Annotated in this window: 9 protein-coding genes and 1 pseudogene; 2 read left to right on the top strand and 8 right to left on the bottom strand. The window is 58.0% G+C overall.

Annotation, left to right across the window (positions count from 1 at the left end):
- Positions 1–99 precede the first annotated feature (99 nt).
- A complete protein-coding gene (locus AH68_RS00880; protein WP_039196778.1) occupies positions 100–2,436 on the top strand; it encodes a transglycosylase domain-containing protein in 2,337 nt (778 codons plus the stop codon).
- Positions 2,437–2,611: 175 nt separating this feature from the next.
- Here the strand turns inward: AH68_RS00880 and AH68_RS00875 are convergent, their stop codons facing one another.
- The 8 genes and pseudogenes from AH68_RS00875 to AH68_RS00840 all read right to left on the bottom strand — a co-directional run bounded on the left by AH68_RS00875 (position 2,612) and on the right by AH68_RS00840 (position 14,562).
- On the bottom strand, positions 2,612–3,670 hold the full coding sequence (locus AH68_RS00875; protein ID WP_039196777.1) for a glycoside hydrolase family 43 protein: 1,059 nt from the start codon (positions 3,668–3,670) through the stop codon (positions 2,612–2,614).
- A 37-nt stretch (positions 3,671–3,707) separates the two neighbouring features.
- The gene (locus AH68_RS00870; RefSeq protein ID WP_052189116.1) at positions 3,708–6,230 is read right to left on the bottom strand and encodes a beta-L-arabinofuranosidase domain-containing protein; all 2,523 of its coding nucleotides are present in this window, start codon (positions 6,228–6,230) and stop codon (positions 3,708–3,710) included.
- Between the two features lie 189 nt (positions 6,231–6,419).
- Positions 6,420–7,328: a carbohydrate ABC transporter permease gene (locus AH68_RS00865; RefSeq protein ID WP_039196776.1), complete on the bottom strand. Its 909-nt coding sequence runs from the start codon at positions 7,326–7,328 to the stop codon at positions 6,420–6,422.
- Positions 7,325–8,272, bottom strand: a complete 948-nt coding sequence (locus AH68_RS00860; protein WP_039196774.1) for a carbohydrate ABC transporter permease — start codon at positions 8,270–8,272, stop codon at positions 7,325–7,327. Before AH68_RS00860 ends, AH68_RS00865 begins: the two co-directional genes overlap by 4 nt.
- A 148-nt stretch (positions 8,273–8,420) precedes the next feature.
- Positions 8,421–9,737 (bottom strand): ABC transporter substrate-binding protein, encoded by a 1,317-nt coding sequence (locus AH68_RS00855; protein ID WP_039196772.1) that lies wholly within the window; start codon positions 9,735–9,737, stop codon positions 8,421–8,423.
- A 253-nt stretch (positions 9,738–9,990) separates the two neighbouring features.
- Positions 9,991–11,007, bottom strand: coding sequence for a glycoside hydrolase family 43 protein (locus tag AH68_RS00850; protein ID WP_039196771.1), 1,017 nt, complete (start codon positions 11,005–11,007; stop codon positions 9,991–9,993).
- A gap of 268 nt (positions 11,008–11,275) precedes the next feature.
- Positions 11,276–12,351: pseudogene (locus AH68_RS00845) on the bottom strand (LacI family DNA-binding transcriptional regulator).
- 81 nt (positions 12,352–12,432) lie between these two features.
- The gene (locus tag AH68_RS00840; protein ID WP_039196770.1) at positions 12,433–14,562 is read right to left on the bottom strand and encodes a family 43 glycosylhydrolase; all 2,130 of its coding nucleotides are present in this window, start codon (positions 14,560–14,562) and stop codon (positions 12,433–12,435) included.
- 101 nt (positions 14,563–14,663) lie between these two features.
- Here AH68_RS00840 and AH68_RS00835 point away from each other — a divergent pair, with 101 nt between their 5' ends.
- Entirely contained in the window at positions 14,664–16,256 is a 1,593-nt protein-coding gene (locus tag AH68_RS00835; RefSeq protein ID WP_039196768.1) for a glycoside hydrolase family 43 protein, read from the top strand.
- The last annotated feature ends 24 nt before the right edge of the window (positions 16,257–16,280 follow it).

Genomic DNA, 16,280 nt, shown 5'->3' with positions numbered 1-16,280 from the left:
CTGTCGATTTGTAAAAGAGCTGCGCAAAAATGCTCCCACCAAAGCAAACGTGCCCCATTTCCACCTGATTTCTCAAGTCAATCAGCTACGGTGGAACCTATGGTTTCACACACACGAAGCGTAAGCTCACGCTCAAGAAGCGCCCGCAACGGCGGCGCCAGCAGCAATCGCAGCAACGCATCCCATAGCGCGCCCAAGCCGCAGAACCACGGATCGCACCGCGCCAACGGACCTCAGAAAAAGCAGAACAAGCGCAAGCATCTCGTACTGAAGTGGGTACTCGGCATCTTCGCGGCGCTGCTCGCGGCAGGAATCGGCCTGTTCGCATATATGTATATCACCACGGAAATCCCCGAACCGGAGAAGTTCGCCCTCGCCGAAAAAACAACCGTCTACTATGCCGACGGCACTACGGAAATCGGCAGCTACGCGGAGCAAAACCGCGAAATCATCGACTGCGCGGTACTGCCTGATTACGTGAGCAACGCGATCGTCGCATCGGAAGACCGATCCTTCTACACCAACAAGGGCATCGACCTGTATGGCATCGCGCGAGCGCTGTATACGAACTTGACCACCGGCAGCAGGCAAGGTGGTTCGACCATCACTCAGCAGTATGCGGAACGATATTATCTGGGCGAAACCACGTCGTATTCCGGCAAGCTCAGAGAAGCGTTCCTGGCCATCAAGATCGCGCAGTCGCAAGATAAAAGCCAGGTGCTTTGCAATTACATGAACACGATTTACCTTGGTCGTGGCGCGTATGGCATCCAGGCGGCGGCGAAGGCGTATTTCAACAAGAACGCCAGCGATCTGACCTTGTCGGAATCAGCCATGCTGGCCGGCATCATTCCGGCACCGAGCTCATGGGATCCGGCCGTCAACCCTAAGCAGGCTGAAAAACGATACGACCGCGTGCTCAACATCATGAAGGAAGATGGCTACATCACCGCCAAGGAAAAGAAGGAAGCGCAGTTCCCCACCGTGGCGGAAATCCAGCAGAACAACCAGATGGCGGGCGCCAACGGATATCTGCTGACCACGGTGAAGAACGAACTGGTCAATTCCAAGGCGTTCACCGCCGACGATTTGGAAACCGGCGGCTACAAGATTGTCACCACGCTTGACAAGGGCATGCAGGACGAAATCCAACAGGTCGGCGACACCCGGCCGGAAGGCATGCCGGATAGCATTCAGGTGGGCGGCATTGCGGTCGATCAGAAAACCGGTTCCGTCAAGGCCATGTATGCGGGCAACGATTACCTCACCAAGCAGCTCAACAACGTCACTCAGGCCACGTTCGAGCCGGGCTCCACGATGAAGCCGTTCGGTTTGCTGGGAGCCGCTCAGGAGGGCGTGAATTTCAACACGTTGTTCAACGGTAATTCCGGACTGACGTTTGAGACAACTCCGGGAACCACCGCGCAGGTGCCGAACGCACTGAACACCAACTGGGGGTATATCAACCTCTATCAGGCGACCGCGAATTCGGTGAACACCGTATTCATGGATGTCAACAAGCATCTCGGCGCCGCGAATCTCGCCAAGATAGCGCATCAGGCAGGCATTGAGGGAGACATTGCCGAAGACACCACCTACAACATTCTGGGCATCAACGGCATTACTGTATGGGATCTGGCTCAGGGCCACTCCACCATTGCCAACGATGGTGTGAAAAACACGTTGCACATCGTCGACAAGGTGCTCACGTCCGACGGCTCGAAGGAACTGTACAGGACGGCGCAGGAGAACCAGCAGGTGTTCGATGCAAACGATTGCCACTTGGTGCAGAAAGCCATGCAGGGCACCACCACGTATGGCACCGCTGCAGGCGTTTCGACACGTCTCGGACGCCAGGTGGCCGGCAAGTCCGGTACCGCAAACGACGAGAAGGCAGCTTCGTTCGTAGGCTATACGCCGCAACTGCTCAATGTGTGGGCCATCTGGAATCCTGCGGAAGACGGCAGCGCGCAGGAAGTGCCACCATTCGCGGGCTATGGCGTTTCCTCCACTGGCTACCCGTCGCATCTGTTCGAGGAGTTCATGTCGCTCGCCCTGCAGAATCAGGAGGTGCTGACCTTCACCGAGTCGACCGACAACGGCAAGATCGGCGGTCCGGACGGCACGTGGGGTACCGGCGCGCAGAAGGCCCAAACACGGCAGAGCCAGACGGTGCCGAAGGTCGAGGAAAACACCGAGCAGACCACGCCTGATCCGACGCAGAACAGCGATCAGAACAGCAACGGCAACGGCAGCGGAGACGGAGACGAAGAGAATTCCGGCAACGGTGGCAACACTGGCGGTAGCGGGACCGGCGGCAACAGCGGCAGCGACGGCAGCGGAGACAATTCCGGCGGAACCGGCGGCGATACTAGCGGCGGAGGCTCCACCAGCGAATCCAACGGCCAGACCGGAACCAACGGAAATACGCAGTAGATTTCGGCTGAGTTCCGAGTCCCAGTCCTAAAGTCTGAAAACCGTAATCCCCGTACTGCTTCCATTTTCGTGGCCCGAAAAAGGGCGAAAATGGAAGCAGTACGGGGATTGCGTGTTTAGGGACCATCAAGCGTTAAAACCGCGTGGTTTTAACGAATTAGAGGGGCTTTACGAATCAGAGAACTTGGATGAGACGCTCGTATTCCTCGCGAGTCAGCGAGGCGACGCCGCCATGCTTGGTGTGCGGCGAGAGGAAATAATCCGCGGCGTTTAGCGGATGCCAGCCGGTGTCAAGATCCTTCGTGCTCATGGGCTTGTAGCCGATTGACGGTATGACGTCCACGAACAGATACCATTCGTCGTCCGGCCCACCGTTGTTGTGATGGTTAGCGAATACCGCGGGACCTTCCACACCGCCGGGATTGCCGTCTTCCACATAATTCGCACCGATATGACGCTGTATGACATGCCATTGCGTGTCGGATTCCCACCAGCGCCGCGCATCGGTGTAGTCCATCCAAATGCCGTTGCCGAAGGAATTGTCTTTGGTGATGCGATACGTGCGCAGCCCGCCGTCCGGCAATTGACGCTGCACCATGGTGGTGTCGATGGAATCGCCACCGGTGTCGATCAGCACGCCGCCGAATTCGAACGTATCCTGTGTGAAGTCGGTGGTCGCGCCCCACAGCACGGAACTGGTCACAGAATTATCATCATGCGCCGTATCCGCATCGTCGAATACGGTGCTGGACCAGTACATTACGAATGCGCCGCGATCGCCTTCATATTCCTCCGGATAATAGTCCGGCACCCACAGGCATTCACAGGCCCAGGCCATGCCAAGTTGCATATGCGTGCCGTCGGCGCGCTGGGAGACGTCCAGCATGCGAGGGCCTTCCCAATGCAGCAGATCTGGCGATTGCCAGACGATCAGATTCGTGCTCGCATGATGAGACCATTCGTACCATCCGCCGTTGTCACCGCCGAATACGCGCAAATCGGTCGCGATGATATACCACATGCCGGTTTGCAGATTGCGGATGATATGCGGATCGCGCACACCGGTAGTACCGATATCCGATGTCAGTACCGGTCGCCCGCCGTTGAGCGGAATCCAGCGATGGGGATTGTCGCCGTCCGACACGTCCAGATAGATGCGTTCGGCGTAGCCGTCCGGATCCTCTAAGAAATGTACAAGAAGATAAGCGTAAGGGTCGTTGGTGCAATCACTCATCGGCCGCGTCCTTTCCTGCAATATAGCGGCATCATACTCAGCACGCAACAACGCGAAGCACGGAGATTCGCGGCGTTGAAACCCGACCGGCAGCGGCAATGCGCACTGCGATACGTGAGGCGTCGCCGGCAGTGGCCAAATCATATATGTCAGCGCATAACGGATCACCGTCGATGACGCGGCGCTCCACGCGTTTCAGCGTTACATCGTCGATTGACAGCGCATACGGCATATCCGCGTCGTCAACGCACAGCGACACTTCCAAACGGCCACCGTCAGACGGTCTCCTCATCGTATAGCCGAAGCACCCCTCCGCTGCGGTACGCCTCCAATGAATGGTGCCATCCGCTCCCATGTCATCGCTCTGTCCACAGTATTCATGATCGACTTCCGATTGCTGCTGGCCGCACGAAATCGCATCAATCGTGCTGCTTTCGTGTCGCATCTGTTCCGCATCGGCCTGCGCCAGTTCCTGACGGCGGCCATCCACATCACCGTTGGGCGCAATCGGTAGGTATACGCTGTAACGGGATTCATGAATGCTGGTAAACGATTCCAACTCCAATGAAACCAGGTGATTCCGGGAGTCGAGCGCCGGCACGGACAGGCGCTTGTTCTCCATGTCCAGCCTGGCTTGGCCGAGCATGCTGGGAGCGCCGGCGACACCAGCGCCATCAGCATCGCCCGCAACGATAATGGGCAGTTCCGCAGAGGCACGCAACGGGCCTGCCGCAATATGACCCATACGGCTGTCATCCGCGAACTGGCCGATAAGATCCTGATCGTCACCGCGCAACGCCATCACCTTCGGACCGACCATGAAGCTCGCCCATGCGGAGCCGTCTGGCAGCAGTTCCACGCTCACGCGCGGCTTCACCAGCACGCGAATCTCAGTCTCGCCTCGCCATTCAAGCCGCATGGCCCGATAGCCTTCCGGCAGCGAAGCCAACTGCGAAGCCCCTCCCTCCGGCGCAGCGCCATCAAATACGGCGCAGTCGTCCACAACACAATCAACCGCAGTGCAATCACCTGCAACGCCGCCGGCCACGACCTCTATACTGAAGTCGGCAGCCCACCACGGATCCCTGACACACACAATCAGACGATGCGTCCGCGCATCATCGGCATGAATGCGGATATGTGCAACGTACCGTCCACCGTCAGCATTGCTGCGCGTCACCGTCTGCCTAACGGCAATACCTTCCTCCGCCCAGTCAAGCGTCGCGCCAATCAGCAGGTTGCACAGCAGTCGCTCCGGCTCGCCGTCAACATGCTGACGCGCAAAAACAAGGCGTCCGTAACGTGCATGATTTTCCAAGCCCGAGCCGACGCAGCACCAGAAGCACTGGCCGGACGTAGAGTATGCACGGTAGTGGTCTGGCCGCATCGGCGTGAAATAGACGAATCCGGGATGTTCAGGGTTCACCGTGGACAGCAGGTGGTTTTCCAGCACGCGCTCATAGAAGTCGAGATATTCCGGCTTCGGCTCACGCAGCCACAGCCGTTCGGCTAGTTTCGACATGTTGTAGGAGTTGCAGGTTTCCGGGCCTTCGCGCGATTCGACCATTGAGGAGAAGTCATCGGCCGGGTGAAAATGCTCGCTGACCGAGTGTGCGCCGATGCTGATGGAACGGTGATGCACCACGGAATTCCAGAACGTATTGGTCGCCGTATTGCAGGTGTCGTCGCCACACAGCGCGCCTAATCGCTCCCAGCCCAGCACTTTGGGGATTTGCGTGTTGGCGTGCATGCCAGTAAGAGTGTCTTCACCGCGTGACAGCGGTTCGAAGATCGTGGCGTCACAGAACCGGTAGGCCATGCGCCGGTAGCATTCGTTGCCTGTGCGCGCGTATAGTTCGGCGAAGGATTCACACATGCCGCCGAATTCCGAGACGAGGATGCGTTCGAATATTTCGTCGCTGAGCGGTTCGGCGATGCGGCACCACCAGTCGGCCAATTCGATGACGGACCGCCGGGCTATGATGCTGGTATCCGCATCGATGCATGCCAGTCCTTCCCAAGCGTCCAGCAGCCCGGCGAAGGTTTTGTGCAGGTTGTATATCGGCACCCAGCCGCCGTTGAGGGCGAAGTTCTGCGATTCGACGTCGCCGCGTGCGATTCGGGTGAAGATGCTGCGGGAATTCGGGATACCGCCGATGTAGCCACGCATTGTTTCGTCGTCGGAGAAGGCCTGCTGGCATTCGCGCATGCCGCGCACCATGTGGGCGGCACGCTGTATGAAAGCAGTGCTGTTGACAGCGGCGGCGATGTTGTTGGTCGAGGATCCAGCAAGAGCTTGTGCGAAGGCTACGCATGCTGACAAATAGTGGCCTGCGATATGACCGTCGAGGCCGGTTGCCTCCCAGTTGGGATATGACAATATCGTTTCACCGTTTGATGCTGTCGGCTGGGGGATGCCGGCTTCGCGACGGAAAGGATAGAGCAGCCTGTCGGGATTGAGATGAAGCAGGTACTGCGCCCCTGCTTGTTGAGCCGCTAGGTATTCGGTATCGTCAATGCTGACGCGGGATGTGGGAAAGCGTGTGATGGCATCGTTCATGATTGTTCCTTTGCGCACAGCATGATTGGTAGGGGAACACGATGATTTCTATCGTTATAAACGTTGTGTCCAATGTAGCGCACGTACTTTAAAAAATCCGCCGAAGTGCATCGCAGACACCGCGGCGGATTTTCCGCACCCGATCAAGATGCGGATGGAGGAGATGAAAGGAAAGTTATTGAATTATGGTTACTTCATGCCGGTCATCGCGATGCCTTCGACGAAGCGCTTCTGCACGAAGAAGAACACGATAAGCAGCGGCAGCGCGGAAATCAGCGCACCTGCCATCACCACGCCGTACGGGGTGACGGAGGAACCGTGGCCGGTCAGCATGGCGAGGCCTGCGGTGATGGTGCGGGTCTCCGGCTTGGAGGTCATGATCAACGGCCAAAGCAGGTCGTTCCAGTTGCCCATGAAGTTGAACATGCCCACGGTGAGGATTGCTGGCACGGCGTTCGGCAGAATGATCTGCGCGAAGATGCGGAATTCGCCTGCGCCGTCGATGCGGGCCGCGTTGTCGAGGTCCTTCGGAATGGAGATGAAGAACTGACGCAGCAGGAAGATGCCGCCGACGTCGGCCATACGCGGGATGATGATGCCCCAGTAGCTGTTGATGAGGCCCATGTTGGCGAGCAACTTGTACACCGGGATGAGCAGGGCCATGCCCGGGATCATCATGGTGGCAATCAGCACGCCGAGCAGCAGGCCACGGCCCTTGAAGTCCACGCGGGACAGGCCGTAGGCGGCCAGGGAGTCGAAGAACACGGAGATGATGGTCACGGCACCGGCGAAGATGACGGTATTGAGCATTTCTCGACCGATTGGCAGACGTTCGAACAGCGACTGGTAGTTCTCAAAGGTGAACTGGTTCGGGACGAGCTTTGGCGGCCAAGTCTGCGTGATGGCGTTCGGGGTGAACGACACCAGCACGACAATCAGCAGCGGGAAGATCATCAGGATGGTGATAAGGATCAAAGCGAAGTAGCTGAAGCCCAGACCGATGCGGCGCTTGCGGGTCGCCTGCTTGCGAAGACGCTCGTTTTCGGCGTTGATGCGGGCATTCTCTTGCTCTTGTGCGGAAAGAGTCGCGGTGCTCATGCGATTTCCTCCTTCTCATGCTTGTTGTTGGTATATAGCTGGATGAGGCCCACGATGAGCGTCATGATCAGCAGCACGTACGACAGTGCGGATGCGTAGCCGAGCTTGCCGTTGCCGAATGCTTCGGTGTAGATGCGATACACGATGGTTTCGGTGGCGCGTGCCGGGCCGCCGGAGGTCAGGATGAAGACCTGATCGAAAACCTGGAAGGAACCGATGAGGCCGAAGATGACCACGTAATTGAAGGTCGGGCGCAGTGCCGGAAGAGTGATGTAGCGGAACTTCTGCCATGCGGAGGCGCCATCGAGGGAGGCGGCCTCATACAGTTCGGCGGAGATGCCCTGCAAACCTGCGAGGAAGATGACCATGAAGTAGCCGAAGTTCTTCCACACGGTGATGAAGACGATGGTAGCCATGGCGGTTTCACGGGTACCGAGCAGATCGACGTGCGCGATGCCGGTCAACTGCTGAATCCAGTACGGAACCAAGCCCAGCGATGGGGAGAGGATGAACTGCCATGCGATGGCGGCGACAGTCAGGGAGATGACGAACGGCAGGAACATGCAGGTACGGAAGAATCCGACGAACTTGAGGTCCTTGCGGTTGAGCAGCAGTGCGAACGCGAGTGCGACGACCACGACGATCGGAGCGTAGGCCACTGCGTAAACGAGGGTGTTCTTGACGTCGGTCCAGAAGTCGGCGCTCTGGAACAGCTTGATGTAGTTGTCGAAACCGACGAACTTGCCGGCACGGTTGATGCGGTCGGAGGTCAGGGACGTGATGAACGTCTTGATCGCCGGATAGAAAACGAAGATTGCGAGAACGATGAGGGCCGGTGCGGTGAACAGCAGGCCGGTGCGCAGGTTACGGGCCTGGATCGCCTTCTTGTTCTCCTTGGCCACCGCGGAATGCGCGGATCCTGGGACGGCAGTTGCTTGTGCCATTATCTCCTCCTTAATGACACCAGGGATGTGTTTTTTAAGACAGCAAAGGCCACGTCGCTGGCGTGAGGGCCAGCACCGTGGCCTTTTGCTGGGGTGGTGAGCGGGTTAGCCCCGCTCACTTGTTGATTGTAGGTGAATCCCGCTTCGCTTACTCGGTGTACTCGTCGAGGTAGCCCTGGATCTGGGATTCGGCGTCGTCCAGCAGGCTCTGGATGTCGTCGTCGGTGCGGGCGGTGTTGGAGGTCAGGGTGTCGACGGAGGCGGCGATGTCGCCGAAGCCACCCTTGAGGCCTGCGATACCGATGAAGGACTTGCTGGTGTTCTCACCGATCTTGGCGATCAGCGGACGCTCGGAGAGCTCATCGGCGGTGACGGTGGTGTTGTTCGGCGGGTAAGCGGAGCCGAGGGACCAGGTCACCTGGTTGTCGTGGTTGTTGTAGAACTTGAAGAAGTCGTAGATGCCCTGCTTCTTAGCGGAGTCGCCAACCTGGGAGGTGACCCACCAGTACAGACCGGTGGAGCCGGTGTTGGAGCCCTTGGTGCCGTCCGGGTACACATAGGTGCCGTCGCCATTCGGAACCGGGAACAGGTCGTGGTTGATGCCCTTGTCGGTGGAGGCCTGATCCTCCCACGGTCCGACGATCACCATTGCGGACTGGCCGGATTCGAAGGATTCACGAGCAGCGGTCTCATCCATGCCGGACACGGAGTAGCCGCCTTTGTAGAAGTCACGCATCTTCTCGAGGAAGGCCTTGTTCTCCTTGGTGTTGATGGAGACCTTGCCATCGGTGGTGTAGATGCCGGTGCCATTGCCCTTCAGGAACGGAGCCCAGCCGAGATCCGGCAGAGCGATGCCGTACTGGGAGCCATCGGACTTGGTGAGCTTCTTGGCAACTTCGAGCAGCTCATCCCAAGTCTGCGGGTAGCCGGCGTCGGTCAGGCCGGCAGCCTTCCACATGTCGGTGTTATACCACACAGCGGTCGGTGCGTAACCCATCGGGACGCCGCACTTCTCTTCGGAACCGTCGATATTGAAGGTGATCTGGTCAACGACGTTCTCGATGTACTCATCGGTGCCGCTGTCCTTGTCGTCGTAGAAATCGGTGACGCACTGGAAGGTGCCGTCGATGGACCAGCCTTGACCGTTGTCGGCGCCGGTGGTCACGAAGTCCGGGCCGTCGCCGGAGGTGACCTTGGTCACCATGGTCTCGCCGATGGTGCTCCACGGCTGCAGCTGAGCATCGATCTCATACTTATCTTGGGACTTGTTGAAGTCTTTGACGATGGACTCGAGGGTCTTGCCATCAGCCTCAGAGAAGCCGTGCCACATCGTGATCTTGACCTTGCCGTCAGCGGTCGTCTCGGCGTCGTTGCTGCTGCCGCCGCAGGCGGACAGGCCGACGGTGGCCATCATAGCCAAGGACGCCGCAGCCGCGAGAGCCTTGGTGCTCTTCTTGATCCTCATGGATTTCTCCTTTTCCTCTTGGTCTCCCAAGACATTTCCTCCAACCGTTGCAGTGACATTCATCAACAACCTTGTTTGCGATGTCGTTCACGCTTCGTCAGCTGCACTGCCGTTTGCAACGTTGTAATTTTGATTATACAGCTTTTTCTATCGTTGTACAAATCGGGAAACACGCCGATGGAAAAGCTGTTTCTTTATAATCTTCAATTATTCATTTTTGTTGGAATCGCAACGTTTCTTACGATTACGCAAGTCAGTTCGCTACCGGCGTTCCCGCAAGAGCGCCGCCGTCGGACGGCAACACATCCGTCGTGTCCGGAGTCCACAGATTGTCGGGTTCCGGCACGCCGAAGTCGGGGCCGTTCTCCGTCCACTTGACCACGCCGACACGGGCATGACGATTCGGGTCAAACAGCGGATCGCCCTTGATTTCCGTGTAGTTGCGGCAATGGTAGATCATCAGGTCTTCGGAATCGTCCTCGGACTTGGTGAACGAGTTGTGGCCGGGGCCGTACTGGCCGTTTTCGGCGCAGGTCTTGAATACCGGCACCGGGCTCTTGGTCCAGGAATCCTTGTTCAGCAGGTCGCTGCCGCGCTCGGCGGTGAGCAGGCCAACGGCATACGGTACACCGGTTCCGGAGGCGGAATACGTGATGTAGATCTTGTTCTCGTGGAACAGGAAGGCCGGGCCTTCGTTGACGAGGAAGTCGATGCATTCCCAGTCATATTCCGGCTTGGTGAGCATGACCGGCTCACTGTCCAGCGTCCACGGGTTTGCCATCTTGGCGATGTACAGGTTGGAATTGCCTTCGATCGCGGGATCTTTCTGGGCCCACACCAAGTACTGCACACCGTCGATCACCTCGGTGGTGGCGTCAAGCGCGAAAGAGTCGATCGGGGTGACGATCTGACCCTTTTCCACCCAGTTGTCGGTGGTGGGGTCGTCATCGGTGTTCTCCAGCACGAACATGCGGTGGGTCGGTAGGCCGGAGGCCTCGAAATCCGTTGCGGCGCCTGCGAAGTAGATGTACCAAGCGCCGTTGATGCGGTGCAGTTCCGGAGCCCAGATGTAGATGCTCGCCGGGCCGGATTCATGCTTGCGCCACACCACAGTCTCAGGGGCCTTCTGCAGGTCGTTGATATTCGATGCGTGACGAATGGCGATGCAGTTGTATTCCGGGTCGGAGCCAGTGAAGTAGTACTCGCCGTCAACTTTGAGGACCCAAGGATCTGCTCGCTGAAGCACGATCGGATTGTTGTAAACAGCCATGTCTAGTCCTTTTCAATCCGTTGTTCCAGTAATTTACAACGTTGAATATATCACTATTACAACGTTGTAACAAATCGGAGAAATGCACCGCGTGTTTCTCGCAGCCGCATATCCAACGAATCACATCACAATACCCGGCAACAGGCAATCGTCAGAAAGGGAAAACAAAAACCTCGGCACCGGCAATCCGTAAAAAAACCGGACGCCAGCGCCGAGGTGCCAATCACTTCCTTCCTTCCAAAAGAAGAAGAAAAAGAAGGAAGGAAGATCACACCACCAAGGAATTCGTGGGCAGCTTGGTGGACTGACGCACCACCAACGACGACGAAACCTTGCGGAACACCTTCTGATCCGGCTTCAGATCCTGCGACGGCGAGACCCGTCGATACGATCCTTCAGCAATTTCACCGACAGACGCGCCACCGCCTCAAGACCGGGAGCAATCGACGTCAACGCAGGAGACAAATACTGCGAATCGTCGGAATTATCGAAACCGATCACCGAAATATCTTCGGGAATGCGCAGATTGTGCATCTGAATCGAATGCATCACGCCGGAAGCAAGCATGTCGTTCAACGCGACGACGCCATCGGGAACCACGCCGGAATCGAGCAGCGCGTTCATCACGCGCACACCATCGCTACGATGCCACATGCCCGATTCGATCACCAAACGCTCGTCGAATTCGACGCCGGCCTCCTCCAACGCCTCAAGGTAGCCCTGATAGCGCAGCGCGGCGGAGCCGACCTTCTCGCCCGGATGCACGCCGACCACGGCCACGCGCTTGCAACCGGTCTGCAGCAGATACGACGTGGCACGCTTGGCGCCCTCCACGTTTTCCGTGGCAATATGGTCCACCTTGTCGGTGAAGATGCGTTCGCCCACAAGCACCAGCGGGTAGTCCACGTCCAGCTGGTCGACGTCGTCCTGGTCAAGCTCCAGCGGGCTGTAGATCAGTCCGTCGATCATCGTCTGCTGGGAGCCGTGCAGCGCCTCGATCTCACCTTCACGCGAATATTGCGTCGGCTCCACGATCACACGCATGCCCAGCTTCTTGGCCTCTTCGATGACCAGCGACGAAAGCTGTGCGAAATATGGCATCTGCAGATCGGGAATGGCGAGACCGATGATGCCTGTCTGCCCCCTGCGCAGATTGCGCGCGGACACGTTCAACGTGTAGCCAAGCTCGTCGATGGCCTTGTTGACCTTGTCTCGCGTGGCCTGGGAAACGAACTCGTAGTCGTTGACCACATTCGACACCGTTTTGATCGATACGCCGGCCGCCTTCGCAACCTCGCGCATGGTCACCACGTGCTCGCCGTTGGCGCTATTCTGCTTCGGCATGTCAACCCCTTTTCACCAAAAACGTCATACATTCGACTCCAGCACCGGCTTTCGCCCCTTGCGGCGCTGAAACCAACGAAATCAGCCTTTATTGCCGGAAACCACGATTTTCATCGTTACATCAGCATAGTCCGGATTGAGCTCTTCCGCCGCCTGCATGTCCAGTATCGGCATACCCTCCTTGGACCAGTGCACGCGGCGCACCTGGGCGTCGCGGCCACCATACCGTCCATTCTCGTATTCCGCATTGTGAAATACATAGATGAGATTGCCGTCTTCATCGTTCGACCACATGCCATGTCCGGTGCCGAGCTGCCACTGCCCGTTGTATACTCCGGATTTCTGCAGCGGATAGTCGAGCTTCGTCCACACATTCGGATCGGTCAGATCGGCGTCCTGCCCGGCCGGAGCGGTGACCAGACCGGTGGTGTAGTCGATACCGACCAGCGAGCCGGAATAGATCAGATAGATCGTGCCATCATGCACAATGGCGTTCGGACCTTCGGCAATCATATTGTCCCACGCGAATTCCGGCACAACGACCTGCTTCGGCTCGCAGGTAAGCCGTTCCGGACGGGCCGGATCGAAGCTGGCGATCCACACGCTTCCGACCTGCTGCCACGCGTAATACCAGCGGCCGGAATCGCTGATGACGGTCATGTCGAGCGAGATGCGCTGGATTGGATTGAGCACGCCGCCTTCCGGGGTGAGGATCGGCTTCGGGACCGTCCAGTTTTCCGGTTCACGCGGGTCGAAATCCGTGCCGTCGGAATGCTGCTTGAGCTGCATGATATGGCAGCTACCCGTCCACATGTCTGGCTTGCCCGCGCGATCGTTGGGCGTGCCGTCTGGATTGGTGGCCGGCCCATCGAAGCATGGCATGAAGAGCACCGACAGTTTCCCATCGATGACATGCAGTTCCGGCGCCCAGAAGCAGCCGGTCATGGCGCGTCCTTCAGCGTTGTAATCGCCGCATTTGAGCAGATCGATTTCCTTGGCACGGCCGCCCGCCACGTCGGAAAGTGCTTCGATGGAGTCGGCGATGCGCAACGGCATATGCGTGGCGCCATCGTTCGGATCGACGCAGTTGCCGTCGGTATCGTCGGTGGCGATGAACATGAACATCGGCTTGCCGTTGAAATTCCAAGCGAACACCGACGGGTCTGCACGCTCCACGGCAAATGGCACCGGGTATACGGTTTGGCGGATGCGGCCGCTCACCGTGCGCGTGTCGCCCGGCTGGAGCTTGCCTTCGGCGGCGTCCTGCGCAATCGCCTCAAGTTCGTCTTTGTTCCAATCCACGGCACGGGTGGCACCGGAACCGTCGCTGTAGACGAGATCGGCGTGGACCTTGTCGAGCGCCAGCACAGCCTCGCGGGCCGCTTCGCCGCTGATGGCCGCATCGATATGTTGCGTCGCCACCGATGTTCCAACGTTGTAAATACGACCGAAACGTTCGATGAGTTTCGCCGCTTCTTCTTCGGTGATATCAATCACGTTTCCAGGAACGGCATTGGGAATATCGCAATCGCCCGAAAGGCCGCCAAAATGGCAGGATTTCGCCGATACCGCAGCTTCCGCAACATCGATCGGCTCGCCGGATTCGGCCGCGGCGACAATATCGGCAACGCTTGCGGAACATGGATCGCCATCGTTTGAGATCCAGGAAATCACATAACGAGAGGCATCAGCATCAAACGCGACAGACGGACGATTGACGCCGCCGCCGGTACGCAGCATCACCAATCCAAGCTGCGTAAAGGAGGTCAGATCGTCGCTGACGGCCAACAGGAACGCCGATCGCTCGGAGCCATCCGGCTCGCCGCCGCGCGCGGTACGGGTGGCCGCGAGAGCGAATCGTCCGTCCGCGAGGCGGAACAGATACGGATCCTTCAAGGATTTGAGCGTGATGTCGATTCCCGGCATCACAGCGCCGTACGCGACGGCATCGGTGGCCGGACGGGCCTCGTCGAACGGATCGGCGACAAAATGCGCCGCGGCGACGCAGGCGCGGCGAGATTCGGAGGATGCGGCCTGGATAGGCACACCGGCGGCGAAGAAAACGCCGTAATTCTCGTTGAGCGGCTCCCACTCGGTGGCCCCGTCGGCACGCAACGCAAGGTGCATGCTGTAGGCGATGTCCTCATTATTCGCCTCTTCGCGGCTGGTGGCTTCGCGCGTGTAGCACAGCAATTCGTAGGAACTCGACATCGAGAAACCCCCTATGATTCGACTTTTCTTTACAACGTTGTACACTATACAAGAAATTACATCGTTGTACAAATCGCATCATCCGCAAGGAAGGGGAAAAAATGAAACTCCGTACAACAGCAAAGCAGATCGCGGCAGGCATCATCGCCGCAGCCATGCTGGTGGGAACGCTCGCCGGATGCTCCGGCAATTCGACGAAGCAATCGTCCGCATCGTCGAAAGCCGAAACCAGCGAAACCAGCACCGCCAGCATCAAGCGCAGCGAATCGCATGACCCCTCCATTGTCAAGGCCAACGGCAAATACTATATTTTCGGCTCGCACCGCGCCTGGCTCAAAAGCGACGATCTGATCAACTGGAGCACCTTCACCAACAATCTGAGCACCGACTACGAGAGGGTCTTCAAAGACATTTGGGAAGGCTGGGCCAAGCAGTCCACGAATCCGGACGTCAAAGGCAATATGTGGGCCCCCGACGTGGTCTGGAACGAAACGATGGGCAAGTGGTGCATGTACATGTCCATCAACGGCGATAATTACCGCTCCGTAATCGTGCTGCTCACCGCCGACGACATTGAAGGCGACTGGACCTACGTCGGCCCCGTGGTCTACTCAGGCTTCGAAAAGGTTAATGCAGGCAAAACCGACGTCTGGAAGGTTTTGGGCGAAGGCGCCGATCTGACTCGCTACGCCTCGCAGACCGACACCGGCATCAATGCCATCGATCCGTGCGTGAAAACCGATGACAACGGCAACATGTGGATGACCTTCGGCTCCTGGTTCGGCGGCATGTGGATGTTCAAGCTCGATTCCGCCACTGGCCTACGCGACTACAGCACCACCTATGAAACCGTGTCCAACCAGTCCGATGCCTACTATGGCATCAAACTTGGCGGAGGCTTCGGCAACTCCGGCGAAGGCTCCTATCTGATCCACACCAACGGTTACTGGTATCTGTTCGCCTCATATGGCAACCTTCAACAGACCGGCGGCTACCAGATCCGCATGTTCCGTTCCGAGAACATCACCGGTCCGTATGTCGATGAAGCCGGCAACACCGCTGTCTCCACGCGCGCCATCGGCAACAACTGGCAAAGTGATACCGGTATCCGACTGATGAGCTCGATTCAGTGGAGCGGCAACGATAATGCCAACATCGAGGTATCGCAGGGTCACAACTCCGTCCTGGTGGATGATGACGGAACCATCTATCTCGTATACCACACCCGTTTCTCCGGCTCCGGCGAAAAACATGAGGTTCGCGTGCGCGAACTTCTGACCACTTCCGACGGATGGCTGGTCGCCGCGCCTTACGAATACACCGGCACCAAGGCCGACCAGCAGGGATACGACGCCGCCGACCTTACCGGCGACTACGAATTGGTCACACACGACAAGAGCACCTATTTCAAAGGTCCGAAGAAGGTTACCGACAAGACCAGCACCGACTATCGCGGAGTCAACAAACCCGTCAACATCACGTTGAACGAGGACGGAACCGTCTCCGGTGATCAGACCGGCACCTGGCAAGCCACGGAAGGATCCAACCAAATGACCATCACGCTGACAGGCGAAGACGGTGACGTGACCTACAACGGCGCGTTCGACGAATTGCCACGTGACAAGGACCAGAAGGAAGTCATGACCTTCAGCGCAGTCGGCAACAACGTGTGCATTTGGGGCTCCCAGAAATGATTTGAGGAAGGAAGCGATTTTCAC

It is taken from the genome of Bifidobacterium catenulatum PV20-2, from assembly GCF_000800455.1.
GTDB classification, from domain to species: domain Bacteria; phylum Actinomycetota; class Actinomycetes; order Actinomycetales; family Bifidobacteriaceae; genus Bifidobacterium; species Bifidobacterium kashiwanohense_A.
This window is presented reverse-complemented; position numbering and strand designations above follow the sequence as displayed.

What these genes read in the sequence shown, in the direction of transcription:
- AH68_RS00850 (WP_039196771.1), bottom strand. Translation starts at nt 11,007, where the DNA reads ATGGCTGTTTACAACAATCCGATCGTGCTTCAGCGAGCAGATCCTTGG.
- AH68_RS00870 (WP_052189116.1), bottom strand. Translation starts at nt 6,230, where the DNA reads ATGAACGATGCCATCACACGCTTTCCCACATCCCGCGTCAGCATTGAC.
- AH68_RS00855 (WP_039196772.1), bottom strand. Translation starts at nt 9,737, where the DNA reads ATGAGGATCAAGAAGAGCACCAAGGCTCTCGCGGCTGCGGCGTCCTTG.
- AH68_RS00875 (WP_039196777.1), bottom strand. Translation starts at nt 3,670, where the DNA reads ATGAGTGATTGCACCAACGACCCTTACGCTTATCTTCTTGTACATTTC.
- AH68_RS00865 (WP_039196776.1), bottom strand. Translation starts at nt 7,328, where the DNA reads ATGAGCACCGCGACTCTTTCCGCACAAGAGCAAGAGAATGCCCGCATC.
- AH68_RS00860 (WP_039196774.1), bottom strand. Translation starts at nt 8,272, where the DNA reads ATGGCACAAGCAACTGCCGTCCCAGGATCCGCGCATTCCGCGGTGGCC.
- AH68_RS00835 (WP_039196768.1), top strand. Translation starts at nt 14,664, where the DNA reads ATGAAACTCCGTACAACAGCAAAGCAGATCGCGGCAGGCATCATCGCC.
- AH68_RS00840 (WP_039196770.1), bottom strand. Translation starts at nt 14,562, where the DNA reads ATGTCGAGTTCCTACGAATTGCTGTGCTACACGCGCGAAGCCACCAGC.
- AH68_RS00880 (WP_039196778.1), top strand. Translation starts at nt 100, where the DNA reads ATGGTTTCACACACACGAAGCGTAAGCTCACGCTCAAGAAGCGCCCGC.